The organism is Oceanobacillus sp. FSL W7-1293, from assembly GCF_037969815.1.
In the GTDB taxonomy this organism is placed as follows: domain Bacteria; phylum Bacillota; class Bacilli; order Bacillales; family Amphibacillaceae; genus Oceanobacillus; species Oceanobacillus oncorhynchi.
In genome coordinates, this window is the sequence record NZ_CP150212.1 from 3,724,462 (window position 1) to 3,749,443 (window position 24,982).

Genomic DNA, 24,982 nt, shown 5'->3' on the forward strand with positions numbered 1-24,982 from the left:
AATTCTGCGTCTTTCTTTCGGCGATGTTCCATGATATTTACTGCATTATATCATATTCTGCGGATACTAGCATTAATTACCAAGCTGCAGTTCGCCACGTTTGATTTTCTCTGCAAATTCATCAATTTTTTTCAAACGATGATTCACGCCTGATTTAGAAATTGTTCCGCTGGTAACAAGTTCCCCTAATTCTTTTAATGAAACTTCTTCATATTGAATACGGAGCTTAGCTATTTCCTGTAATTTCTCCGGCAGTTGATCCAATCCAACTGTCCGCTCAATCAATTTAATGTTTTCAATTTGACGGAACGCTGCGCCGATGGTTTTATTTAAGTTCGCGGTTTCACAATTCACCAGTCTATTGACAGAATTACGCATATCACGGACGATGCGTACATCTTCAAATTTTAATAATGCTTGATGCGCTCCGATGACACTTAAAAACGTAGTAATTTTTTCAGCTTCTTTGATGTAGACGATATAACCATTTTTACGCTCTAACGTTCTTGCATGTAAATCATATGCATTAAACAATGTTTTTAATGCTTCTGCATGCTCCTCATAATAATTAAAAATCTCCAAATGATAGGAGGAGGTTTCCGGGTTATTCATTGATCCGCCAGCTAAAAATGCTCCGCGTAAATATGCTTTTCGGCAGCATTCTTTTCTTAAGTATTTCTCTGAAATGGTCCGGACAATCTGGTATTGATTTTCCATTAGGTTCAAATCCTCTAATAAGGATTGAACGCCGTTTTTCATACGGACGATATATACATTATTTTTCTTCAGCTTCATTTTTTTACGGACAAGCAGCTCCACCGGCAATGTATAATTTTGCTTGATTAATGTGTAAATACGCCTTGCAATTGCTGCATTCTCTGTTTGAACATCCAGTACATAACCTTGCTTTGATATAGAAATAACGCCATTCATTCGAACTAATGCAGCTAGTTCAGCAAACTGACAGCAAGAATCCGATTGAATAGCGGTTAGTTCTTTCTTAATATCTGATGCGAAGGACATTGTATCACGCTCCTTCCCCTTTTCGAACACGCCTTGATACGTTTATTCAATGAAACTGTATTCAGCGGAATAAGCCTGCATACCCCGCTGAATCTGACTTCTTTGTCTTTTTCATCGTACTTTTTGAACACTCACTGCTATAAAAATTTATAAAGCATTTTAGCTATTTTATCATTATTATGACGGAGAGTTCCATCTTTATGCTTCACGACAATATTACCTGGAAAAACCTGCACATTCATCGATTCTAAACGGGAACTATCTGCTGCTACCGGGAATGCCTGCTCTTCTTTATAAATCTCCTGCGTCTCTGCATCGATTGGCTGATCATGAACAATCACATAATCAACACAATCATCACCGACATGATCATGAATCGCCTGGACATGATCTGCTGCAGAATAATTCGTTGTTTCTCCATATTGTGTCATGATATTACAAACGTACACAATCTTTGCTTTTGTATTTAATAATGCTTCCTTCACCTCTGGAACAATTAAATTCGGCATAATTGAGGTGTAAAGGCTCCCTGGAGAAATCACGATTAAATCCGCCTTTTGAATTGATTCCACAGCGTTAGGTAATGGCTGCAGCGGCTGCGGCTCTAAAAAGACCCTTTTAATCCGTTTGCCGGACAGGGGAATATTGGATTCCCCATGAATAATCTCTCCATCCTCCATAATGGCATGCAAAGACATGTTATCATTTGAAATCGGATAGATATTTCCCTTTACATTAAGCACCCGGGAAATTTCCTTTATCCCTTGATTAAAATTACCGGTCATGGAGGTCATTGCTGCCAATAATAGATTACCTAATGAATGCCCTGTCAACCCATTCCCCTGCTGAAACCGGTGTTGAAAAAGCTCTAAAAGCATCGGCTCTGCATCAGACAGAGCTGCTATTACATTCCGGATATCTCCTGGTGCCGGCATTTCCATCTCGGAACGAATTCTTCCTGTACTCCCCCCGTCATCTGCTACCGTCACCACAGCAGTCAGATCCACGGGCAAATCCTTCAACCCGCGAAGCAAAACCGGCATTCCTGTCCCTCCGCCAATCGCTGTTATTTTTGGGATATCGCTCATGAGGTTTTGGCCTTTCTCTTTTCAATATCTCTGTGGCTGACGTGGGTAATATAATCATCGCTGAATTGTTTGGAAAAGTACTCGGCTAAAGCAACTGAACGGTGCTGTCCACCCGTACAGCCAATGGCAATAACTAACTGAGACTTTCCTTCTTTTTTATACTGCGGGAGCATAAATCGGAATAAATCATTTAATTTCTCTACAAACAATTTCGTATCCGACCATTTAAATACATAGGAATTTACTTCCTGATTTAGTCCAGTCAATGGCTGAAGTGCAGATACATAATGCGGATTCGGCAGAAAACGTACATCGAAAACTAAATCCGCATCAATTGGAATTCCATATTTAAACCCAAAGGACACAAAATGAGTGGAAAATACTTCTTGTTTTTCTTCCTTGTACAATTGGAGAATCTTTTCACGCAAATCTCTCGGCTTGAGTTTTGAAGTATCAATAATCCGCTGGGAACGACCGCGCAGCTCATCAATAATAATTCGCTCTTGATGGATTCCATTTAAAGGAAGTCCGCCGACAGCTAATGGATGAGAGCGTCTGGTTTCTTTATATCTTGTCACCAGCGTTTCATCCTCCGCATCTAAAAACAGGATATGGCTTTGAATCCATGGTGTATGGCTGATTGCATCCAGTGCCTTATATAAGGAATCAAAGAACTCTCTGCCGCGCAGATCCATAACAAGTGCAACTTTTTGAATGGTATTCGAAGCATCCTTCATTAATTCTAGAAATTTGGGAAGAAGCGCAGGAGGTAAATTATCTACACAATAATAACCTAAATCTTCAAAGCTTTGCACCGCAACTGTTTTTCCGGCTCCTGACATCCCCGTAATAATAACGAGCTTTGTTTCTTTTTCCTGATTCACTAAACTCTCCCCTTTCAGTCCTCTTCCAACACATTTGCATTTTGCAGGTACGGAGACTGCAGTCTCAAAAAAGTTGTCTGAGACTTTAGCAGCTCAACCCTTTTTATCATGCTTCTTATATCTTATTTTAATTATATTAGAAAACCTGACATTCGCCAAGCCTTTGAGTGAATGCCTTCGTTTGAGCTGCGAACACTGTTGCGAAGATATCGCTTCTCTTATATAGCTTATACAGCTGACCTGTGAAACTTCCCCGCAGCTGAGACACTCTCCCTTTTTCCATTTAAACAAAAAAATGGACAGGTGAGTCACCTGTCCCAAAACTAATCTATCTATTAAAAGGGGGTCAATTAGTTAATTCTATAATACCCTTTCATTGTTTCATGCGTGTTACAGCAACGTTAAGATGCAGTTACCGCAGATTAATTTTTTTATACAAATCCTAACCAAAGATGGATATGACCTGCATTTTCGACAATTTCCAATAACTATCGTATTATGCATCTCCTAAAATACGACAATTTTGCTAATTAATCTTCTAATGTTTCTACATATTTAATTGCTGTTTCCGCTGCGATACTTCCATCACCTGTAGCTGTAACAATTTGTCTAAGGTCTTTTGCACGGATATCTCCCGCTGCAAAAATACCAGGTATTTTCGTTTCCATATTTTCAGATGTAGGAATATATCCTTCTTCATCCGTAATCCCTAAATCCGTAAATGGATCATTTAATGGGAGCATACCGACATAAACAAATACACCGCTTGTTGGGAAATCATATACTTCATCCGTTTTTACATTTTTTAATGAAATACTGCTGACTTTTCCCTCTGGACCGTTAATTTTTTCGGCTATCGTATCCCAAATAAATTCAATTTTATCGTTGTTAAATGCGCGATCCTGAAGAATGCGCTGTGCCCGCAATTCATCACGGCGATGAACAATGGTTACTTTGCTTGCGAATCTTGTCAGATACACGCCTTCTTCTACAGCAGAGTCTCCCCCGCCGACAACAACCAGTTCTTTCTCTTTAAAGAATGCACCATCACAAACGGCACAGTAAGATACACCGCGTCCGCCAAGCTCTTCTTCGCCAGGGATGCCGAGTTTCTTATATTGTGCACCTGTTGCAATAATCAAAGCTTTTGTATGATAAACTTTTTTTCCTGCATGAATGGTTTTATAATTGCCATGATCTTCAATCGACTTAATATCACCATATGCATATTCTGCGCCAAATTTTTTGGCATGATCGAACATTTTATTCGACAAATCCGGACCTAAAATATGATCAAATCCAGGATAGTTCTCTACATCCTCTGTATTTGCCACCTGACCTCCCGGAATTCCGCGTTCCAGCATCAGTGTATCTAAATTTGCCCGTGAAGCATACACAGCAGCTGTCATACCTGCTGGTCCAGCTCCGGCAATAATCACATCATATATTCTCTCTTCGGACATTCCATACCGCCCCTTTATCCTTATAATATTCTTATTCCACCGTATAGTGTAATGAAATTAAGATTTAACGTCTATCTTTTTGCTCATTTTTTTATTGCCCAAGGCCCTTCTTCTTCTGACAGCTTGGGATGCCGCTTCAAACCCTCTTCCCATAAACGCAATGCCTTGCTCGGGTTCCCCGATTGATAAGCTGTGATGCTATACCATTTATAATAGGATGCTCTCCTTTTAGCTTGCTCCCCAGAAATATTTTGATACCGTTCATAGGCTAAACCATAATTTGCTGTTTTCGCAAAGACTTCCGCAATCCGCAGCTTTTGTTCTTCATGCATCGGATAAATATTGTTTATAATGTCGATATGCGTCTGATAATCCGCCTCTCCCGTTTCATAATAAAACAGAGCTAAATTTAAATGGCTGTGCAAATTATTGGGATAATCCACGAGCATATCTTCTTCAATATGCATGGCTTCTTCTTTTCTGCCTGTGTAGAATAAGGCCAGGGCATAATCATGGACAGCCAGCTTCTGCTCCGGAAAGTTTTCCATGAGCTCCTCAATAAACGGAATTGCCTTTTCCCATTCATCATGCTCCATATGATAAAATGCAGTCTCCTGCAGGACAATCAGTTCATCTTCATCCTCAAGGGAAAAATTTTCTTCCTCTTCATCCTCTATTTCAATGAAATCAAGAAGCTGTGCGGCATCGTTGCTGAAGTCGCCTTCTGGTTTCTTATCTAAATACATCTGCGCATACTTTTTGGCATCTTGAAGCAATCCAAGATGCGCATAGTTGTTGGCAGCTAAATAATAACAATCAATATACTCTCCGGTCTGCAGCACTTCTGTCAGCAGCTGATTGGCTTTATGATAAGCACCGGTTTCTGTATAAATAATCGATAACTGACATTTATATAAAGGAAAATGAGGCTTGTCCTCAATGGCTTTTTGAATCCATTTAATCGCAATGTCAAACTTCCTTTTCTTAAATGCTTCGACACCCTTTGTATAGTAAAAGTCGCCTTCAGGAATAAATGGGGTTACGTTACTTGCAGTTGTCTTCTTTTTCTTCCTTCTTAACATGAATCAATCCCCCGTTCTTAAAGACAGTCGAGAAAAGTATACCATAGAATATAGCAGATTCCCATAAAAAATAAGACGCACGATATGGCGTGCATCTTATTTTCGTTTCCTTCATTTATTTATCTGGATGCGTTGTTTCGTATAATAACTGCTCCAGTTCTTTTCGATAGGCTGCTGCTTCTTCCTTGGTCCAGCCGAGCTCTTTTTCCATAAATGGCAGGACGGTATCCATATGCGTTTCCACCCATGGACGGTTGAAGAATAATGCACCGGAACGGCGGATGAAGAAATCCACTGCTTTATATGCCATTTCCTCATTTATTGCATATACTACCTGAGCAAATACTGCCGGCTCGATGTTTTCTTTTGCAGCTGCTTCTTTATTCTCTTTATATAGTGTAAAAATTTTATCTACATTTGCGCCATAACGCTGTGTCAGCTCTGCTGCTTCATTTTCTGATAACCCAAGGCTGCTGCCTTCTTTGACTTTTTCTGCTTTAAAATTCTTGAAGCCTTTGGATCCGCCGACTTCTCCGCCGGAAATAGGCAGGTGCTTCGTTTGGCTCTCTGTATATAGGATGCCTTCTTCTTCTTTTAACTGTTTTGCTACCATATTAACAACATGCTCGCCCATTTTGCGGTAACCAGTTAATTTACCTCCTGCCATAGAAAGCAACCCGGAGTCTGATTGAAAAATCTCATCCTTACGGGAAATTTCACTTGGACTGCTTGCCCCTTCTTCCGCAATTAACGGACGGATGCCGGCCCAGCCTGATTCGACTTTACTTGCATCAATTCCAACAGATGGGAACATATAATTGATGGCATCTAGAATATAATCCCGGTCCTTCTCTGTCATCGTCGGATGCGCAATATCCCCTTTATAATCGGTATCGGTTGTACCTACATATGTTTTGCCATCACGCGGAATAGCAAAAACCATCCGGCCATCCGGTGTATCGAAATACACTGCTTGCTTCAACGGGAAGACCGATTCATCGAATACAAGATGGACACCTTTTGTTAAATGAAGGGTTTTTCCTTTTTTGGAACCATCTAATTCACGGACATCATCCACCCAAGGCCCGCCAGCGTTAATAATTTTCTTTGCATAGATGGGATGCTTCTCTTTGCTGATTTGATCCTCGGCTACAACGCCGACTACTTTGCCTTCTTCATAGATGAATTCAACTGCTTTGGTGTAGTTGACTGCTTTCACGCCGTTTTCCACAGCTTTTTTAAGCACTTCAATCGTTAAACGTGCATCATCGGTTTTATATTCTACATAAAAGCCCCCGCCGCGAAGCTCCTCTTTTTTTACAAGCGGCTCACGTTCTAATACCTCTGCCGGCTTTAACATTTCCCGACGCTCTGATTTTTTTACCCCTGCTAAAAAGTCATATACACGCAAACCGATACTTGATGTAAACGGTCCTAAATTACTTCCTTTATGGAATGGCAGCAGCATCCATTCTGGTGTCGTCACATGCGGGCCATTTTCATAAACAACCGCACGTTCTTTCCCTACCTCTGCTACCATTTTCACTTCAAATTGCTGCAGGTAACGCAGGCCGCCATGCACCAATTTAGTAGAACGGCTGGAGGTACCGGCTGCAAAATCCTGCATTTCAATCAGGCCCGTACGCAGACCTCTTGTCGCAGCATCCAGAGAAATTCCTGATCCGGTAATACCGCCGCCGATAACTAATAAATCCAGTTGATTACTTTCTAAGGCCCCTAGTGTTTCTTTACGTTCTTTACTTGAAAAATTATGCATTATTTCCACTCCCACTCCCAGTAATGATCTATTGTTTTTATTCCCTTTATTGAAGACGGTTATTCAAGAAATGCAGATAAAAAGCATGAATCTACCCGAACATTGGCGAGTAATTACATTTCCAGGGCAATAAAAAAAGACCACAAATGCACTGGTGTCTATACACCAGATACTTTGCGGTCTCTCCTGCTTCTCCGTCCTTTATATTAACTTGATTATATCTTAACACAGTTGGCTTTTATTGTATAGTCACTTGCTCGATTCGGATTTTATCTATTGCACAGCCGGCATATTACTACGTGCTTGCTGATCAATCCTCTAATTTAAATACACGCGTCGCTTCCACCGCTTTCTTCCAGCCTTTATATAAGCGCTCGCTTTCTTCTTTATCCATTGCATCTTTAAATGTTTTCTCATTTTGCCACTGCTGCGAGATCTCTTCCTGGCTCTCCCAGAACCCAACTGCTAATCCCGCTAAGTAAGCAGAACCAAGCGCCGTTGTTTCCTGAACAACCGGCCGTTCCACGGTCACATCCAGAATATCACTCTGGAACTGCATCAGGAAGTCATTCTTTACGGCGCCGCCATCCACACGAAGCGTTTTCAAATCAATATTGGAGTCGGCAGCCATCGCTTCCATCACATCTCTTGTCTGATAAGCCAGTGATTCCAACGTTGCCCGGATAAAATGCTCCTTTTTTGTCCCTCTGGTTAAACCAAATACAGCACCGCGGGCTGCACTGTCCCAATAGGGCGTTCCTAATCCGACAAATGCCGGCACCACATAAACACCGTCTGTGGTATCAATTCTGCTGGCAAAGTCCTCACTCTCCGGACTCGATTCAATCATTCTTAAACCATCACGGAGCCACTGGATTGCTGAACCGGCAACAAAAATACTTCCTTCCAGGGCATAGGTTACCTTTCCATCCAAGCCCCATGCAATCGTGGTCAGCAAACCATTTTCGGAACTGACCGGTTTTTCTCCCGTATTCATTAATAAGAAGCCGCCGGTACCATACGTATTTTTAGCCATTCCCTTTTCAAAGCAGGCCTGCCCAAATAAAGCAGCTTGCTGATCACCAGCAATACCGGCAATCGGAATCTCTTCCCCAAAGAAATGATACGCCACTGTGTTGGTATAGATTTCAGATGACGGGCGCACCTCCGGAAGCATGGATTTCGGTACATCAAAAATGTCCAGAAGCTCCTCATCCCATTTTAAATCATAAATATTAAACATCAGTGTTCTGGAAGCGTTGGAATAATCAGTAACATGTGTTTTTCCAGCTGAAAACTTATAAATCAGCCACGAGTCCACTGTCCCAAATAAAAGGTCTCCTGCTTCCGCTTTTTCTCTGGCTCCTTCGACATGATCCAGAATCCATTTTACTTTGGTACCTGAAAAATAAGGATCAATCAGCAGCCCCGTTTTATTACGAACGGTGTCCTCATACCCCTGCTCCCTGAGCTCTTTACAGATACCTTCTGTTTGGCGCGATTGCCAGACGATTGCCCTGTAAATTGGCCTTCCTGTATGCTTATCCCATACAATCGCTGTTTCCCGCTGATTGGTGATACCGATTCCTTCTACACTGCTCGGCTCAATCCCTGTTTTATTGATTACTTGAGCAATACAGCCTAATACGGACGTCCAAATTTCATTGGCATCATGCTCCACCCAGCCCGGTTTATCAAAAAATTGCTTGAATTCGTTTTGTGCCGTTTCTACAATATCGCCTTTTTGGTTAAATAAAATCGCACGAGAACTTGTGGTACCTTGGTCAATGGATAAGATATATTTTTCGGTCATGGTAAATTCCTCCTTTTCTAATGTAGCTTCCTAAACTAAAATAAAACAGGAATCAAAAAAAGTTCACAAAGACAAAACCATATTCTTTTAAAAGATATTCTGGCGCATGATGAAGGTGCTTTACTTATGCACATGCTTTACCCTATTTATTTATACATTATAATAAATTGAAAGCGGTGTAAATAATTTCAAACCTTCTTATTAATCTGTTATAAAGTTAAAATTATTTAGGTCATTAGATAAATGACAACAGGAACAGTAACCAGACTCAGCACTGTTGATATCAAGGTTGCAGCAGACACATTATTCTCTTGTACCCGAAATTGGATAGCATACATTGTCGTATTTGCAGCAGTCGGTGTAGCTGCTACAATAACCATTATTTGCTTCGTCAGTTCATCAAGCGGCAACTGCCATACGATAAGTAATGCTAATAAAGGAGACAGCATCAGCCGCATAGAAAGACTGAATGAAAGTAATTTCCAGTCCACTTTTTTGATTATCATGTTTGCTAATTGCATCCCTAAGGCAATCATAATCACTGGAATTGCAGCATCTGCTATAAAATCAATCCCTTTCATTAAAGTTCCTAAGGGAATATTCAACCAGTTAAATACGATTCCAAGTGTTGCCCCGTAAATCATCGGCATGCGCAAAACCTGTCCTGCGGCATCTATGCTCCCTACATTAAATGGACTCCCTTTCGCCGCATAATAGACTCCTAATGTGCTCATTAACAATTGCTGCAGGACCATTAATACAATGGCTACCTTCATCCCTTCAGGTCCAAACAAAAAGAGAACTAGCGGCGTACCATAATTTCCATTATTCATAAACGCACTGGATAATATTAATCCACAACGTTGTTCCTCAGAATATTTCAAGGCTTTTGTAAATAAAGTAATGAGAAAAATACTCAAAAAGCAAAGTCCAAGTAAAAAAATAATAAAATACATAAAGGAACTATCAATCGTCTGTAAATAAAAGGTACGAAAAACTAAAAAGGGAACAAGTATGTAAATCGCCAGTCTCGATATCATGACGGTTTCTAACTTGAGAAAAGACTGTGCAATGTAGCCGACAACAAACACAAAGAAAATGGGTAGCATAATTGATAGAACAAACACTTGATCACCTTGCTTATTTTATTTATTGATGGATAACAGGGCTATCCGATTAGAATAGCCCTGTTATCCATCTTGCGTTAAAGTAATTATTGAAATACAATTAATTTTTCCTCTGTCATTTCTTCCATTGCATACTTCGGACCTTCTTTACCGGTGCCGCTCTTTTTTACACCGCCATAAGGCATGTGGTCTACTCTGTAACCAGAAGTATCATTAATAATCAAGCCGCCTACTTCAATCTTCTCGGCTGCTTTCATAACAAAGCTTAAATCATTTGTAAATAACCCTGCCTGCAGCCCATACTCTGAATCATTTACTTTTTCAATCACTTCATCTTCATCGTGATACGTATCTACTGCAACTACTGGACCAAAGACTTCATTTCTGCACACTTTCATTTCCTGATTTACATTTGTCAAAATAGTCGGCTGATAAAAAACACCATCGCGTTTCCCGCCAACCTGCAGCTTAGCACCTTGGCTTATCGCTTCATCCACCCAGTTTTCAACGCGAATGGCTTCTTTCTCCGCAATCATAGGACCGATATTTGTGGAAGCATCTGCAGGGTCACCTACCTTGAGAGCTTTTGTTGTTTCGATCATTTTCTCCAAAAAGGATTCATAAATGGATTCATGCACAAAAACACGTTGAACCGAAATACAAACCTGACCGGCATTATTAAAGCTTTTTTGCGCTGCCGCAGCTGCACTGGTCTCAATATCAGCATCTCGATGAACAATCGTTGCTGAATTATTCCCCAGTTCTAATGCTACTTTTCTTATTCCAGTATTTTCACGTATAATTTGACCTACGCGCGGGCTGCCAGTAAAGGTATACATGTTTATTTCTTGATTGGAGGTCAAGTACTCACCAATTTCTGCTCCCTCTCCAGTTAACACATTTAAACGTCCGACAGGAAGACCAGCTTCTTCAAATATTTCCGCCAGCAATAGCGCGGATATAGATGTTTCTTCTGCTGGTTTTAATATCACGCTATTTCCCGCAGCAAGACCTGGCCCAACCTTATGACAAACTAGATTTAAAGGAACGTTAAATGGTGTGATGGCGGCAACGACCCCAACTGGTGCTTTTATTGTCAATGCTTTCCTATTTTCCGAACCCGGTGCTGACTCTATTGGCACTCCCTCTCCATGGATACGTTTCGCTTCTTCTGCCGAAACTTCTAATGTTAAGGCCGCTCTTTCCACTTCACCAATTGATTCTGTTAAAGGCTTCCCAACTTCTTGAACAAGGACATTCGCAATGCTCTCTTTTCGTTCCAATAATAATTCAGAAGCTTTTTTTAAAACATGAAAGCGCTCGTAAGGTGGAAATGGTGTTTTTAAAGCTTTTTTAGCTGCCTCTGTACTTGCATTTACATCGCTTTCTTCCGCTACAGAAATTTCAGCAATCACTTCTTGTGAGTATTTATTGAAGACCGGAAGCCTTTTATCCCTCTCTGTCCATTTTCCATCAATGAAAAGGCCATAGGTATTTTTTAATAATACATTATTCATCATAACATCATCCTTTCACAACATAAGGTTACTACCTTTTGTTTTCTAATAAATCCTTTGCTTTCCCATTACTGCCAAATACCTTTATTTTTTCCTGAACTTTTTTCTTTAAATAATCTTTTCCGTTTCCTAATGAATTGGCTAATACGATTTCATCCGGATTCTGTTTAAAAGTTTCTTTTACACCATTTGTAAACGCCTGACGCAATTCTGTGTCTACATTAATTTTGGCAACGCCTAATTGGATTGCTTTTTGAACCTGTTCATCAGGAACATCCGATCCTCCATGAAGCACTACGGGACGTTGCACCGCCTTTGAAATGGCATCTAACCTCTCAAATCGTAATTGAGGTGTTTGTTTATACAGCCCATGAGCAGTACCAATGGAAACAGCTAAATAATCCACGTCTGTTGCTTCTACAAAGGCAACTGCTTCTTCTGTCGTTGTAATAAGGGCATCTTTTTCATCTACAGAAATATCATCCTCTGTTCCGCCTATTTTGCCAATTTCTCCTTCAGAACCGATATGGAGTGCTTTTGCTACTTGAACGACATCCCGTGTAATGCTGCTATTTTCTTCAAAGGATCTTGCGGACCCGTCAAACATGACAGATTGAAACCCAAGCTGAACAGCCTGCATTGTTTGTTCAAAACTTCTGCTGTGATCTAAATGAATAGCGACCGGAATTGTAAATTGTTTTGCATAGATATCTATCAATGCTTTCATTGATTCCATTCCTAATGTCTGAATAACCTTTTGCCCCACTTGAATCATAATTGGCGCCTGTTCTTCTTCTGCCGCCTCTAAAATCCCTAAAATGGTTTCAGCATTATGCGCACTGAAAGCCCCAACGCCATATCCATTCTCATAAGCATGCTGAAGCATTACCTTTCCGTTTATAAATGGCATACTATGTCCACTCCCTATCTTTTTAATTCGATACTATATTGATATTTATCACTTCGATATCTAGTTTTTGTATATTCAATTGGACGATCGTCCATTCCATAGCTGACTTTTGTCATTTCTAACAGCGCTTCTCCCGGGCGAATTCCTAAATAATCTGCTTCATCCATCGTTGCATTAATTGCTCTGATGGTTTCTTTCGCACGCTTTAAATAAATATTATGCTGTTCTAAAATTTCATAGTAATGCGCTTCATTCAGGTTATGCGTTTGCAGTAATTCTCCAATATCCTTTGGCCAGCAGGATCTTTCAATTGCTATCGGAATATCATCTGCCAGCCGGATTCTTTCCACCAGCAGGATAGGATCCTTTTCAGCAACCTCTAATATATCCTTTTCGAAAAAAAACGTTGATTTAAATTCACTTCGTAAAACCTTTGCTTTCGGGATTTGTCCTCTTTCTCTGGCTTCTTCTGTAAATCCTTTCAGTTTACCTAAATGCCCTACCAAATTTTGCGGCCGGACAACAGTCCCTCGTCCCTGTTTCTTTTCAAGTAAATTATCCTGAACAAGCAAGTTTATTGCTTGTCTTATGGTTGTTCGGCTGACATCAAATTCTGAAATTAATTCTTGCTCTGTAGGAATAAGTGTATCCGCCTTCCAGATACCTTCCTGAATACGTTTATATAATTCTTTTTTTACTTGTAAATACAATGCCTCGCCTTTTTTAGGCTCAAAACGGCTCCCCGACATGACTATCTCTCCTAGGAATCGGTGAAGGATAAGAAGGAAGGCCTTCTCCAATTATTGGAGTCAACCACTCATAATATGCCTGACGATTATCAATAAAATAATCCGGCAGCAACCTTTCTCCTTCTTGAACTACTTCCTTCAAATCGACTGGTATTTTACTTATATTATAGTCGAATTGTTTCGTTCTTTGTAGGGAAACCATGATTTTATTTTTACCTTCTTTTAACCATTTGCCTCCACAGCTTCCTGCTTGAGATGCTTCCTTATAGTCCACTGGTGAAACAAACATGGAAGAACTGCGCTGGTTCATCCCCAGCAGCTCTGCTCTTGCCATTATCTTTAACTCTTTTTTTATTAAATCCTCTATTTCTGAGGAAATCCCGCCAAGTATCTTTCTGCCATCTACGACTTCCTTCTCAATTTGGTTGGATCCTTCCCACTTCGCCCCCTCGCTCACTACAATCACAGCATAACCATTCTTCTGAATTGTTTTATCTACTTCTTTTAAGAATATTTCTTTTTTTACAGGTCTTTCCGGAATTAAGATGATATGCGGACCGTCCTCTTCATATCTGCGAAGAAATCCAGTAGCCAGCGCCAGCCAGCCGGCATTTCTACCCATCGTTTCTAAGATTCGAACCTGTTCAAAATTTCTCATGGAATAAAGATCTCTGCTGATATCTAAGGTTGATTGAGCAACATACCTTACCGCACTGCCAAAACCCGGCGCATGATCCGTTCCTCCCAAATCATTATCCACTGTTTTCGGTAACCCGATAACTTGTAAATCATACCCTGTATTTGCCGCTTCCTGTTCAATTTTACTTAAAGCTTCCATTGTGCCGTTACCACCGATTACGACAAGCGCATCTGCCTGTATGTTTCTTAATTGCTGAACACATTGTTCGATATGCTCAGCTTCCAAAGGAAAGCGTCCAGATCCAAGGCAGGCTCCCGGCACATGTCTGTTTTCTACAATCCAGCTGTTTATTTCATCTGTTCCATCCAAAAAATTTCCGTAAACCAGGCCTTCGTAGCCGTTTTGTAAAAAGGTAAGCTTGTATTCATCCATCACTTCCTCTACAAAACCCGCTAATGTTGCATTGATAACAGAAGTTGGACCGCCTGCCTGTCCTACAACAACCTTCTTCATGAGAGAACTTCTTCCGAACGACTGTTATATACCACAGTTTCAATATTCAGCTGTTTGCCCAACTCGATTAATTCATCCGTTATATCTGCATATACAAGGGCGTAATGTGGTTCAAATCCTTCATCCATTAAATCATAAAGCGTATCTGTTACGTTTGTTCCCAGTTCTACTTCTACAGAGGTTCCATTAAAACGCTGCGGTGTATCCAATGCTTCTCCTGACATGATAAGCATGCGATATCCTTCCGGTGTATAGCTTACTCTGAAAATAGTTACTTTTCCCGGTTTTAAACCAAATTCCATGGTGAATCCCAGTTTTCTATTTGGATGGACCCCGGGACGTGCTCCAGTTTTTGGATTTGCTAAAGAATATGCACCAGCCCCGCAATGCCAAAATACCACAGAATTGCTTTCTTCATTAACATGTACCATATCTCCTAAATAAGGAGCACTTCCTCCTGACAGCTGCTGCAGAATTGACATCGAGATAGCCCCATGAATATCCGATTCACAAGCTGAAACGATACCATCTTCAGTAAATTGTGATAGTGTGGAGCAGGCTGCAGCACCTAGTTTATTGAAAAATTCCGGGTAACAACGTACTGCTGTTCCTGTAAGTTCCTCCTGATCAATTTGCTCTTTAACATAGGTTGTGAATTGTGCAAATCGTTCTACTGTTTCATCCGATCTGTTTAATCCAATCACCTGCTTCTCAGCTCTCTCAATGGCTCCAATCCATTTTTCCTTCGGGAGCTCCACACATTTCTCAAATGCTTCATTTAAATCAAAAAATTTCACCGAAACTCCCAGCTGTTCTCCAAGTTTTTCTTCATTTGTACCAGAGAAAAAGAATCCTGGTGGATGATCTCCAAAAACGCCAATTTTAATATTTTGAAGATCTTTAATAACTTTTTCTACTTCTGATTTTTGTTTTGTATTTACTTCAATTAGGGTATTAATTGATTTTACGTTTCTTTCCTTTTCTTCTTGAACCCCATTTAGATAGTTCGATAATATTTCTTTGACTCGTGATTCTTCTGCATTGCCAAATACAAAGACATACGGATGTTTCGCAGCTTTTAAGTGATGGCTGGTTGCATTTCCTCCAGTTAGAGAATTTAACCGTAATCTTCCGCCAACACTTGGCTCTCTGACACTCCAGACAATTATCGGAGCTTTCACTACTTGAATCAGTTCTTCCACAGCAGCAGCATCAGCAAAAGTTGCATGTTGGTAGACAACGTAGGATATATCATTTAAATCCTCTGTATTCAGAAAATCCATTACATCTTCAGTAGATGTAATAATCTCCTTTGGTTCTATTACCGTATCAACCAATTCATGTAAGAGTTTCGAGCTTTGTTCCCTCTGCTCTTCAGCAGCTTTTAAATCAAACGTTTTTCTTCCAATTGGAATATATACTATTTTATTAGCCATGTAACTTCCCCGCTTTCCAAAAACATTTTATAAATACTGAATTACAAATTGAATTTCAAAGCAACTCAGCTTTTTGAACACCTTCTTTTATAGAAGGAATCTCTATCAGATTCTTCTTATTTATTCACCACTGTGTCTTTCGGATTTGCAGCTAAAAAATCATTTATAATTACTTTTTCATCCGTTCTTAATGATTCTTCTGCGGCCAAACCTACTACGATAGACCAGAAACCTTCCTCTACTGTAGCAGTCGATGTTGTTTTTCCTAAAATATTATCTACAAAGTAAACATGCTCATAATAAGTTGCTCCGCCATGTCCGCTTTTTTGAATCTCTGTCGGATAAACCGGCGTAGAGGTTTTCGAAGGGCTTCCTCCTGCACGAATAATCTCCAAATAGTTATCCGGCCCTTCTAATGGTACAAACCGTTCTGTTTCAGTAGCTTTCAAACGTCCTTCATTCCCGCAAAGCACTAATTCTTCATAAAACATAGGTGAAAACATAGATAAGTTAAAATTACATTGAATACCATTTTCATATTTTACAATGACAAAGCCGCTGTCAATAATATCTGAACTTTCCCCTTCATATTGGAAGGTTTGAAAATTTACTGCCTGGCTTCCTGTTGCATATACTTCTACAGGCTTCGATTGCGCAAATAAATTAAATAAATCGAAGTAATGACAGCATTTCTCTACAAATGTTCCCCCTGATTTTTCGGAGAATTTATTCCATTGACCTACTTTATCAAGGAAAGGTACACGATGCTCCATAATGGAAATCGTTTTAATGTCGCCAACTGATTTTCTTTCCAGCGCTTCATGAATTGCTTCTACATAGATTGGTTTATAACGGTATTGCAAACCTATTTGAAAAATACTTGGATAATCCTTAGCAATCTCCATGATTTCGTATGCATCTTCCAGATTTGTTGTCATTGGTTTTTCTAGAAAAATATGTTTTTTCGATTTTGCAGCTACCCGTACAACATCTATATGCGTATAATTTGGCGTACAGATTAATAATGCATCCGCTTCCGGATCATTACATGCTTCTTCTAATGATTCAAACACCTTTACATCTCCAGCCTGCAATTCATTAACAAATACGTCTTTCGCCTGTTCAATGCTTTTTTGATTTGGATCATATAATCCATTAATGGTTGCGCGGCCTTCCAGTACCGTGACTTTCATATGCTCTTGCCCAATATTCCCTGTGCCTATTAAGTTAAACTTTAGTTTAGGCTGATTTTCTGCGGTCAGGTAACGGTCATCTCCTGGTAAATAATCAAATTTTGATTTATCAAAACCTGCTAAAATATCTAATTCCTGTCTTTCTACTGTCATTTCTCCATCTCTCCTTTAAATTTAGTAAATCTTATATTGTTTCTAATTTGAAATTTTCTCCAATAATCCCAGGGTAGGCGCCTTTTGAAATAAGCGGTATTCTATCTGGATGGGCAAGCAGCCATTTATTTTTCATAAAGAGCAGCTCGTCCTCTTCGGTTATCACTGATTTGTTGAAATCAATAGGTTCATTGGTTCCTTTAGGTAAGATAACCACACACTTAAAACCTTCCACATTCACTTTACAAGGTGCAAAATGCAATGTAGTCTGATAAATTTCAATCATTGTTCCTTTAGGCAAATAGAAAATATCCAGATTTTCTGTTTTATACTTATTTTTGTGAATATCTCCGGTGTGTCCTAAAATAAGAATTAAATCAGTAACCGCAATGTTGATTTCACTGCCTTTATGATATTCTAACCCATTCAAATGACTATTGGGCCCATTACAATATCCTACCTGTATCTCCATTCCTCCAAACAGTGTTGTTTGGATTTTTCCTGTCAGCTTTGCTTTCTCTAAAGCTGTATCAGAAGCAATATATTGATTCGCCTCCTGAGGAATCTCTATCTGCTTCATTGTTTCATTCCATTCGCTCCAATCAAATTCCGTTAGAATCCTGCCATATTTTTTAAATTTATCCGCTGTAATAGGGTGAATCGTCTTATTTGAATTATTTTCTTGCAATTTCTCTAGTAGATTATTCATCCTCTACCTCCCTCGTATATAATGCTAAGCTTCTTTCTTTAGTTGCTCTTCATGACTGCTTAACAGCTTGTCTGCATATTTTTTATTCCACGATTTAAGTGCAATAAGATAAAGAATGATCGTTACGATGATAAGAGCAATCGTTGCAGGCCAGAACCAGCCTGAGATAATATTTTCCGGCGAAGCCACGCCAATTGGCGAGAATAAAATATAGCTGAATACCATTGCACTTAATAATAGAATCGTCACTGGCAATGCATATTTCCAAGGAACCATGCTAACCTGCGCGTTAACTTTAAATACAAATGGCTCTTCTAATGGCTTTACCATTCCAATTACGAGCATAAGCGCAACTTCAATTACAAACATTAACCCTTGAATGTGAATGAAGTTAATAGCTAATTCCACATTAAAGAATGTTGGCAGACCCCAAATCAAGAAATAATATGCTATTACATGGAGTATAATCGTAACTTTCGGCGCTATGGAAGGAACACGTTTGGAAAATATCCCCACTAATACAATTGCAATAATTGGAATATTGAAAAATCCAGTAAACTGACGAATCAGTGTCCATAACCCATCAGGCGCATTGATTAACAACGGAGAAATAAAAAACGTTATTAATGCCAAAATTGTTCCAAACCACTGACTGACACGTATCATTTTTCTATCACTGGCATCTTTGTTAATAACAACCTTATAGACATCATATACAAACAGCGTAGAAGCACTATTTAATAAGGAGTTAAAGCTGGAAAAAACAGCTCCTAATAATACAGCTAAGAAAAATCCATTTAAAAATGTAGGGAAGACACCACTGATTAGCGTCGGATAAGCCAAATCCATAGTCTCTAGTCCCGGTCCATATAAATGAAAAGCAATAATTCCCGGAATCATCATTAAAAATGGAACTAAGATTTTCAGAAAGCCTGTAAATAACGCTCCTTTTTGACCTTCCGCTAAGCTTTTTGCTCCCAAGGTTCTTTGAATAACATATTGGTTTGTCCCCCAATAAAATAAATTAGCAAATAGCATTCCAGTGAAAATAGCTCCAAACGGAACACCATCATCACTTGATCCAATGGCATTCATTTTTTCCGGATGCTCTGTCGTAATCGTTTTCATTCCTTCAAATAAATTTCCATCACCTAAAGCTATAAATCCTAGAATCGGCACTAATAATCCAACTATCAAAAGTCCAATTCCATTTAATGTATCCGAAATAGCAACCGCCTTTAAACCTCCGAAAATTGCGTAGATAGAACCAATAATACCAATCACCCAAACGACTATCCACATCGATTGCTCAAAAGTAATCCCAAGCATATTAGGTATATCAAATAATTGTAATACCGCAATAGATCCTGAATAAAGTACGGAAGGGATTGTAATTAATCCATACCCCAGCATAAACAATAACACAATCAACAATCTCGTACCCTGGTCAAATCGATTATTAATGAAACCAGGAAGTGTTGTGAAGGCTCCTCCTAGATATCTTGGAAGTAACACAAGAGCCAGCATAATAACAGAAAATCCAGCTGTAACTTCCCAGGCCATATTTGATAAGTTTGCACTATACCCTTGACCATTTAAACCGATTAACTGTTCTGCAGACAGGTTTGTTAAAATTAATGATCCGGCTATAAACCCGCCGGTCAATCCTCTGCCAGCTAAAAAATAACCTGTTGAATCACTTACTGTATTCTTTGTTTTATGATAAGAATACCAAGCCACCAGTCCCATAAAGAAAGCACATGTTATTAACGTAAACGCAATACTCCCCATCCTTGCTCCTCCTTTTAGATAACACGTTATTTCGTATTTTTAAACGTCCTGCCCCTCGACTGTTTTATTTGTTATCCGTTTTTAATTATTCAAATTCAAATCTACCTCCTAGCTAACATCATTACGTTTATACAAACATCATTATCTTTAAACATATTATATTGGAAACGGATTCAAAAATGCAAGCTTTTTTTTAAAAAATTTTTTATTTGGTATGATAGTTTTACTGATTTACTTATATAGAAAACAGTGGCAGATACCTGTAAACAAAGGTTTGATAATAAATCAGAATTATTTTTCGTTAGAAAGAAACCAGCCAATCCTTTACACATGTAAAAGATTGGCTGGTTTTCAGAAGGTTCTTTTTAGAAGGTATAACGAAAAAGTTCTTTTAAAATGTGGCACTAATTATTTTTGAAGACCTATCTAAACAGAATTCATTCTATTATCTTTGTATATCGTTTCTGCCACCATCAATCCCAAAGCTTCCGGCTTGAAGTAGAAACAGCAACCGCTCCAGCATCTAATGCTGCTTTCACCTGCTCTTCCTCTTTAATCAAACCGCCGGCAATGACAGGAATATCAATTTCTTCCGTTATCTCTTCAATCACTTCAGGCATCAGTCCAGGCAAGATTTCAACATAATCCGGATGAAATCGCTGAATAAGCTTAATGCTTTGTTCTAACGCCGCGCTGTCCAAGATAAAAACACGCTGAATCGCCAGCAATTTATGCTTCTTAGCAGCGGCAATCACATTGCCGCGGGTTGTTAAAATCCCATCCGGCTTCATTTCCCGCTGTAGAAATTCCATGCCGTACTCGTCCGCTTTCAATCCTTGGATCAAATCAAAATGGACTAATACCTTTTTATTTGCCCGATGAGCGTAAACAATCATACTCTTGAGCTGAATTAATCTTGATTCTAAAATAATAATATGTTCATGACCACTTTCCAATACTTTCTCAAAGTCCTTCATCCGTCGTACAGCAGGCAATACCCCTTGCATCAAGACTTCCTCCCTTCATGCTCATCCGGTGATTGACGCGATTCCATTTCTTCCTTGGTATAAATAATCCGCATTGGATTTCCCCCTGCAAAAGCTCCAGCCGGGACGTCTTTATGAACAAGCGTCGCAGCCGAGACAATCGCTCCATCACCGATATGCACCCCCGGCAATATCGTCGAATTAGCGCCGATCATAACCTCATTGCCAATATGCACCTCGCCCAGGCGATATTCTGTAATTAAATATTCATGCGCTAAAATAGTGGTATTATAACCGATAATGCTGTTGTCTCCAACCTTGATTTTTTCCGGGAACATGGAATCAGGCATCGCCATTAAAGCAAATGATGTACGATCGCCTACTTTCATGCGCAGCAGATGCCGATACATCCAATTTTTCATTCTTAAAAAAGGGGTATATCGCGCAATCTGAATGACAATAAAATTCTTCACTATTTTAAAAAAAGATATGGTACTGTACATCTGCCATAGAGAATTTGCTTTAGGATGGACCTTATACCTTTCCGTTCTCCGCATGCCTATTCACCTGCCACTGTTAGTAAATCCCTCATTGTATCCAAATAATAGGTTGGATGATAGCTTTTTAAAAAGGCCTCTGTTTTCTCGGACCAGCTTACGGCCGCCGTTTGTGTGCCTGCCCGCTGTCCAGAAACAATGTCATGAAAATTATCCCCGACCATTAACGTTGTCTCCGGATCGGCATCCAGCAGATTCATCGCTTTTTCCACGGGTTCCGGATCAGGCTTTTTATTTACTACATCATCATACGTAATGATGACCGAAAAGAAATCCGTCAGCCTGGTTAAATCCAGCCCCATCATCACCGTTTTTTTAATTTTTGTGCTGACGATCCCTAATGTAATGTCCTTTTCATACAGCTGTTTGATTGTTTCATATACATCCGGAAAAGCTTCTACATAATCGTCATGCTCCCTCATATTATACTCCCGGTATGCAGCCACCATTTGCTCAGACAGCCCCGGATTTATTTCATAGAAGGTTTCATTTAACGGCGGTCCGTTAAGATGTTTTATTTCCTCCGGTGTAAACTGCATATCAAATTGTTGAAACGTATGTTCAAATGAAGCACGTATCAGCTCATTTGTATTAATCAATGTTCCGTCCAGATCAAACAGAATGGTACGAATGCTCATGATGCATTTTCCTTTCTTCTTTCTTCCAAAAATAAGCAAGCGTCATCGTTAAAATAATCGCTACCGATAACCGGATAATCAATAATGGCCAAACTGGAATACCAAGCGGAATAAAGACTAATGTATCTTCAACGACCGCATGGCAGGATACCAGAAAAATCAAGGCTAAATACATATCCTTCTTCGGCACATTATCTTCCTTAACCGCCTGCATCATGAGGCCTGCTCCATAAGCAAGTCCGATTGTCAGCCCGGCAACCATTGTCATGGAAGCCCGTTTATCTATCCCCAGCAGCTTCATAAATGGAGCGAATTTATTGGATAAGGCTGTCATCCAGCCCAGCTCCCGCATAACCTGCATTATAATCATTAACGGAATAACGATACAAGCTAGTTGAACTATTGCTGTCAGCGCAGCCTGTGCCCCATGGAGGGCAATCTCCCACCAATTATTCAGCACCACTTCATTACTGGAAATGAATCCATATTGCGCAAGCTCTGCACCGCCATTCCAGAATAAATTAATCAGTAGTCCGGAAACAACAGCCAGTCCGACCCGAATGCCGACGATGATCCACCATCTTACTCCGACGCTGGTCGCTACAGCAGATTCAATAAAAAGATTATGGGAGAATGACAGCATGACTGCCATTATAAAGACTTCCTTCACTGTAAAATCAAAGGAAATAATCGCTGCAATACCTGCATATAAATTCAAGCCATTCCCTAAAACAAGCGGAACAGCGGCTTCACCTGACAAACCGAATAGCCCCATAAGCGGGGAGATGATATTCATAAACCAGGGGAAAACAGGTGTAAACTGTAAAATCGTTATAATTAATGTAATGGGGAAAATAACCTTTCCAAGCTTTAGTGTGGTCTTTAACCCCTCTTTCAATCCCCTGTAAAGCATCCCTTTCATTTTCTTACCTCATTTCAATTTATCACAATTCCATTACTTCTTTTTCTTCTTCTTTTTACCTTTATTTTTATTCGACGGCTTTGCCTGTTTCTTTTTCGCAGGCACGTCAAGGTAACGGACGTTGGATGTTTTTACCAGATACAGCATCATGATAACTCCTGCTACAATCGTTAGAATGGAAACAACCTGCGCCGTTCGCAGCTCACCAATAACATATAAACTGTCTGTCCGGAGTCCTTCGATATAGAACCTTCCAATCGAATAGGTGACGGCATACATTAAAAATACCATGCCGCGTTTTGGATTGATTCTGCGGAAAAACAGCAGTCCGAAAAATATCAGGAAATTCCAGACGGATTCATATAAAAATGTCGGGTGATACATCACACCGTCAATCACCATCTGATTCATAATAAAGTCCGGCAAATACTGATGGAAGCTCTCATACGCCGCCTCGGAAATCGGACCGCCATGCGCTTCCTGATTGACGAAATTCCCCCAGCGTCCAATTGCCTGGCCTAAGATTAAACTTGGCGCAATCACATCAGCGAGACGCCAGAAAGAAATTTTCTTTACTTTTGTGAAAACGATGGCTGTAAGAACCCCGCCGATAATGGCTCCATGGATAGCGATACCGCCCTCCCAGACGGCAATCATCTTCCAAAGCGGACCATTCGCATATTGCTCAAATTCAAAAATGACATAATAGATTCTCGCTGAGATAATCGCAATCGGCACAGCAAAAATAATGAAATCCATAATGGTTTCTTTGCCAAGGCCGACTCTTTCTGCTTCTCTCGTTGCTAAATAAACGGCTAATACGGCCCCAACGGCGATAATGATACCATACCAATAAATGGTAAAAGGACCCAATTCTAAAAACACACGTTCAATAGGAGCGTCTGTCCCAGTCATCTATATCATCCTCCTATTGTGATTCCAAATCACCTTGTTCAATCATTTTGGTTAAACGGTCTGAAAACTCCTCGGCTGTATTGACACCCATCCGTTTCAGACGGAAATTCATGGCAGCTACTTCGATAATAACAGCAAGGTTTCTTCCTGGTCTGACCGGTATCGTCGCTTTTGGCAAATGAACATCCATGATCTTCATGGTATCCTCATCTAAGCCTAAACGGTCGTACTGCTTCTTTTCATCCCAGATTTCCAATTGAATCACCATCGAGATCCGCTTTTGACTGCGGATGGAGCTGGCTCCAAATAATGTCATGACATTAATGATTCCAAGTCCCCGAATCTCCAGCAAATGCTCAATCAGAGCCGGCGCATTGCCAATCAGACTCTCATAATCCTCCTGCCGGATTTCCACATTATCATCCGCTACAAGCCGATGCCCCCGCTTGACTAATTCAAGTGCTGTCTCACTTTTACCGACACCGCTTTGGCCGATAATCAAGACGCCGACACCATAAATATCGATTAACACACCATGTACCGCAGTAAATGGCGCAAATTTAGATTCTAAGTAATTGGTTAAACGGCTCAATACACGCGTGGTTGTCCGCGGTGATTGTATGATAGGAACGCCAGAGTGCTTCGATGCTTCAAAAAATTCTTCCGGTACATCCATCCCGCGGGAAATGATGATCCCCGGGGTTACATCCGTACATAGATTTTCAGCACGCTGCTTTCTCTCCGCTGCATTCAAACCCAGAAAATAAGCTAATTCTGTCTTTCCGATCAATTGCAGGCGTTCTCTGGGATAATAATCAAAAAAACCTGTCATTTCTAATCCCGGACGTGAAATATCACTTGTGATAATCTCACGGTGAACCCCTTCTTCTCCTGCTACCAATTGCAAATGAAACCTGTCCAATAAATCTTTTGTACAGACGGTTGATACCATTTTGAAGCTCCTCTCTTCAACAAAGCTAACTGATATACATTTTAGCATAATCCATTTAAAAAACGTAGGGGAGAAGTTTTAGTGTGATTAAATTATTTTTGTTGTATAGGATAAGCTTTCACAGCAGAAAATATGTATTATTTT

At 39.9% G+C, this 24,982-nt stretch carries 22 protein-coding genes; all 22 read right to left on the bottom strand.

Features of this window, described 5'->3' with window-relative positions; translation table 11 throughout:
• Positions 1-72 precede the first annotated feature (72 nt).
• Positions 73-1,023, bottom strand: a complete 951-nt coding sequence (whiA, locus tag MKY65_RS18305) for a DNA-binding protein WhiA (protein ID WP_042530265.1) — start codon at positions 1,021-1,023, stop codon at positions 73-75.
• Positions 1,024-1,160: 137 nt separating this feature from the next.
• Entirely contained in the window at positions 1,161-2,111 is a 951-nt protein-coding gene (locus tag MKY65_RS18310) for a YvcK family protein (protein ID WP_339179348.1), read from the bottom strand.
• A complete protein-coding gene (rapZ, locus tag MKY65_RS18315) occupies positions 2,108-2,995 on the bottom strand; it encodes an RNase adapter RapZ (protein ID WP_084612854.1) in 888 nt (295 codons plus the stop codon). The genes MKY65_RS18310 and rapZ overlap by 4 nt, the downstream gene beginning before the upstream one ends.
• 530 nt (positions 2,996-3,525) lie before the next feature.
• A complete protein-coding gene (trxB, locus tag MKY65_RS18320; RefSeq protein WP_193064310.1) occupies positions 3,526-4,458 on the bottom strand; it encodes a thioredoxin-disulfide reductase in 933 nt (310 codons plus the stop codon).
• Positions 4,459-4,541: 83 nt separating this feature from the next.
• Complete coding sequence (locus MKY65_RS18325; protein ID WP_339179353.1) at positions 4,542-5,540, bottom strand: hypothetical protein; 999 nt, start codon at positions 5,538-5,540, stop codon at positions 4,542-4,544.
• Between the two features lie 115 nt (positions 5,541-5,655).
• Complete coding sequence (locus MKY65_RS18330; protein ID WP_339179356.1) at positions 5,656-7,317, bottom strand: FAD-dependent oxidoreductase; 1,662 nt, start codon at positions 7,315-7,317, stop codon at positions 5,656-5,658.
• A 310-nt stretch (positions 7,318-7,627) separates the two neighbouring features.
• On the bottom strand, positions 7,628-9,130 hold the full coding sequence (gene glpK / locus MKY65_RS18335) for a glycerol kinase GlpK (protein ID WP_339179358.1): 1,503 nt from the start codon (positions 9,128-9,130) through the stop codon (positions 7,628-7,630).
• 227 nt (positions 9,131-9,357) lie between these two features.
• On the bottom strand, positions 9,358-10,257 hold the full coding sequence (locus tag MKY65_RS18340) for an AEC family transporter (RefSeq protein ID WP_339179361.1): 900 nt from the start codon (positions 10,255-10,257) through the stop codon (positions 9,358-9,360).
• Between the two features lie 86 nt (positions 10,258-10,343).
• Positions 10,344-11,774, bottom strand: coding sequence for an aldehyde dehydrogenase family protein (locus MKY65_RS18345; protein ID WP_339185304.1), 1,431 nt, complete (start codon positions 11,772-11,774; stop codon positions 10,344-10,346).
• 31 nt (positions 11,775-11,805) lie between these two features.
• Positions 11,806-12,684 carry a class II fructose-bisphosphate aldolase gene (locus MKY65_RS18350; protein ID WP_339179362.1) on the bottom strand — a complete coding sequence of 293 codons (879 nt, stop codon included), beginning with the start codon at positions 12,682-12,684 and terminating at the stop codon, positions 11,806-11,808.
• A gap of 14 nt (positions 12,685-12,698) precedes the next feature.
• Complete coding sequence (locus MKY65_RS18355; protein ID WP_339179364.1) at positions 12,699-13,433, bottom strand: GntR family transcriptional regulator; 735 nt, start codon at positions 13,431-13,433, stop codon at positions 12,699-12,701.
• The gene (locus MKY65_RS18360) at positions 13,414-14,586 is read right to left on the bottom strand and encodes a diphosphate--fructose-6-phosphate 1-phosphotransferase (RefSeq protein WP_339179366.1); all 1,173 of its coding nucleotides are present in this window, start codon (positions 14,584-14,586) and stop codon (positions 13,414-13,416) included. Before MKY65_RS18360 ends, MKY65_RS18355 begins: the two co-directional genes overlap by 20 nt.
• A complete protein-coding gene (locus MKY65_RS18365) occupies positions 14,583-16,022 on the bottom strand; it encodes a hypothetical protein (RefSeq protein ID WP_339179368.1) in 1,440 nt (479 codons plus the stop codon). Before MKY65_RS18365 ends, MKY65_RS18360 begins: the two co-directional genes overlap by 4 nt.
• A 116-nt stretch (positions 16,023-16,138) precedes the next feature.
• Positions 16,139-17,368, bottom strand: coding sequence for a Gfo/Idh/MocA family oxidoreductase (locus MKY65_RS18370; RefSeq protein WP_339179371.1), 1,230 nt, complete (start codon positions 17,366-17,368; stop codon positions 16,139-16,141).
• Positions 17,369-17,399: 31 nt separating this feature from the next.
• A complete protein-coding gene (locus MKY65_RS18375) occupies positions 17,400-18,077 on the bottom strand; it encodes a DUF4867 family protein (RefSeq protein WP_339179373.1) in 678 nt (225 codons plus the stop codon).
• A 24-nt stretch (positions 18,078-18,101) separates the two neighbouring features.
• Positions 18,102-19,868, bottom strand: a complete 1,767-nt coding sequence (locus tag MKY65_RS18380; RefSeq protein ID WP_339179375.1) for a solute:sodium symporter family transporter — start codon at positions 19,866-19,868, stop codon at positions 18,102-18,104.
• Between the two features lie 473 nt (positions 19,869-20,341).
• Complete coding sequence (locus MKY65_RS18385; protein WP_339179378.1) at positions 20,342-20,875, bottom strand: glycerol-3-phosphate responsive antiterminator; 534 nt, start codon at positions 20,873-20,875, stop codon at positions 20,342-20,344.
• A complete protein-coding gene (locus MKY65_RS18390; protein ID WP_339179381.1) occupies positions 20,875-21,411 on the bottom strand; it encodes an acyltransferase in 537 nt (178 codons plus the stop codon). The genes MKY65_RS18385 and MKY65_RS18390 overlap by 1 nt, the downstream gene beginning before the upstream one ends.
• Before the next feature lie 2 nt (positions 21,412-21,413).
• Positions 21,414-22,049: a pyrophosphatase PpaX gene (ppaX, locus tag MKY65_RS18395; protein WP_339179383.1), complete on the bottom strand. Its 636-nt coding sequence runs from the start codon at positions 22,047-22,049 to the stop codon at positions 21,414-21,416.
• Positions 22,024-22,971 carry a nucleoside recognition domain-containing protein gene (locus MKY65_RS18400; protein WP_339179385.1) on the bottom strand — a complete coding sequence of 316 codons (948 nt, stop codon included), beginning with the start codon at positions 22,969-22,971 and terminating at the stop codon, positions 22,024-22,026. Before MKY65_RS18400 ends, ppaX begins: the two co-directional genes overlap by 26 nt.
• Before the next feature lie 33 nt (positions 22,972-23,004).
• Positions 23,005-23,886, bottom strand: a complete 882-nt coding sequence (lgt, locus tag MKY65_RS18405; RefSeq protein ID WP_339179388.1) for a prolipoprotein diacylglyceryl transferase — start codon at positions 23,884-23,886, stop codon at positions 23,005-23,007.
• 13 nt (positions 23,887-23,899) lie between these two features.
• On the bottom strand, positions 23,900-24,838 hold the full coding sequence (gene hprK / locus MKY65_RS18410; RefSeq protein WP_042530222.1) for an HPr(Ser) kinase/phosphatase: 939 nt from the start codon (positions 24,836-24,838) through the stop codon (positions 23,900-23,902).
• Positions 24,839-24,982 lie beyond the last annotated feature (144 nt).

Coding starts and splice junctions, on each gene's coding strand:
- whiA (WP_042530265.1), bottom strand. CDS start 1,023: ATGTCCTTCGCATCAGATATTAAGAAAGAACTAACCGCTATTCAATCG.
- MKY65_RS18310 (WP_339179348.1), bottom strand. CDS start 2,111: ATGAGCGATATCCCAAAAATAACAGCGATTGGCGGAGGGACAGGAATG.
- trxB (WP_193064310.1), bottom strand. CDS start 4,458: ATGTCCGAAGAGAGAATATATGATGTGATTATTGCCGGAGCTGGACCA.
- MKY65_RS18325 (WP_339179353.1), bottom strand. CDS start 5,540: ATGTTAAGAAGGAAGAAAAAGAAGACAACTGCAAGTAACGTAACCCCA.
- MKY65_RS18330 (WP_339179356.1), bottom strand. CDS start 7,317: ATGCATAATTTTTCAAGTAAAGAACGTAAAGAAACACTAGGGGCCTTA.
- glpK (WP_339179358.1), bottom strand. CDS start 9,130: ATGACCGAAAAATATATCTTATCCATTGACCAAGGTACCACAAGTTCT.
- MKY65_RS18345 (WP_339185304.1), bottom strand. CDS start 11,774: ATGAATAATGTATTATTAAAAAATACCTATGGCCTTTTCATTGATGGA.
- MKY65_RS18350 (WP_339179362.1), bottom strand. CDS start 12,684: ATGCCATTTATAAACGGAAAGGTAATGCTTCAGCATGCTTATGAGAAT.
- MKY65_RS18355 (WP_339179364.1), bottom strand. CDS start 13,433: ATGTCGGGGAGCCGTTTTGAGCCTAAAAAAGGCGAGGCATTGTATTTA.
- MKY65_RS18360 (WP_339179366.1), bottom strand. CDS start 14,586: ATGAAGAAGGTTGTTGTAGGACAGGCAGGCGGTCCAACTTCTGTTATC.
- MKY65_RS18365 (WP_339179368.1), bottom strand. CDS start 16,022: ATGGCTAATAAAATAGTATATATTCCAATTGGAAGAAAAACGTTTGAT.
- MKY65_RS18370 (WP_339179371.1), bottom strand. CDS start 17,368: ATGACAGTAGAAAGACAGGAATTAGATATTTTAGCAGGTTTTGATAAA.
- MKY65_RS18375 (WP_339179373.1), bottom strand. CDS start 18,077: ATGAATAATCTACTAGAGAAATTGCAAGAAAATAATTCAAATAAGACG.
- MKY65_RS18380 (WP_339179375.1), bottom strand. CDS start 19,868: ATGGGGAGTATTGCGTTTACGTTAATAACATGTGCTTTCTTTATGGGA.
- MKY65_RS18385 (WP_339179378.1), bottom strand. CDS start 20,875: ATGCAAGGGGTATTGCCTGCTGTACGACGGATGAAGGACTTTGAGAAA.
- MKY65_RS18390 (WP_339179381.1), bottom strand. CDS start 21,411: ATGCGGAGAACGGAAAGGTATAAGGTCCATCCTAAAGCAAATTCTCTA.
- ppaX (WP_339179383.1), bottom strand. CDS start 22,049: ATGAGCATTCGTACCATTCTGTTTGATCTGGACGGAACATTGATTAAT.
- MKY65_RS18400 (WP_339179385.1), bottom strand. CDS start 22,971: ATGAAAGGGATGCTTTACAGGGGATTGAAAGAGGGGTTAAAGACCACA.
- lgt (WP_339179388.1), bottom strand. CDS start 23,886: ATGACTGGGACAGACGCTCCTATTGAACGTGTGTTTTTAGAATTGGGT.
- hprK (WP_042530222.1), bottom strand. CDS start 24,838: ATGGTATCAACCGTCTGTACAAAAGATTTATTGGACAGGTTTCATTTG.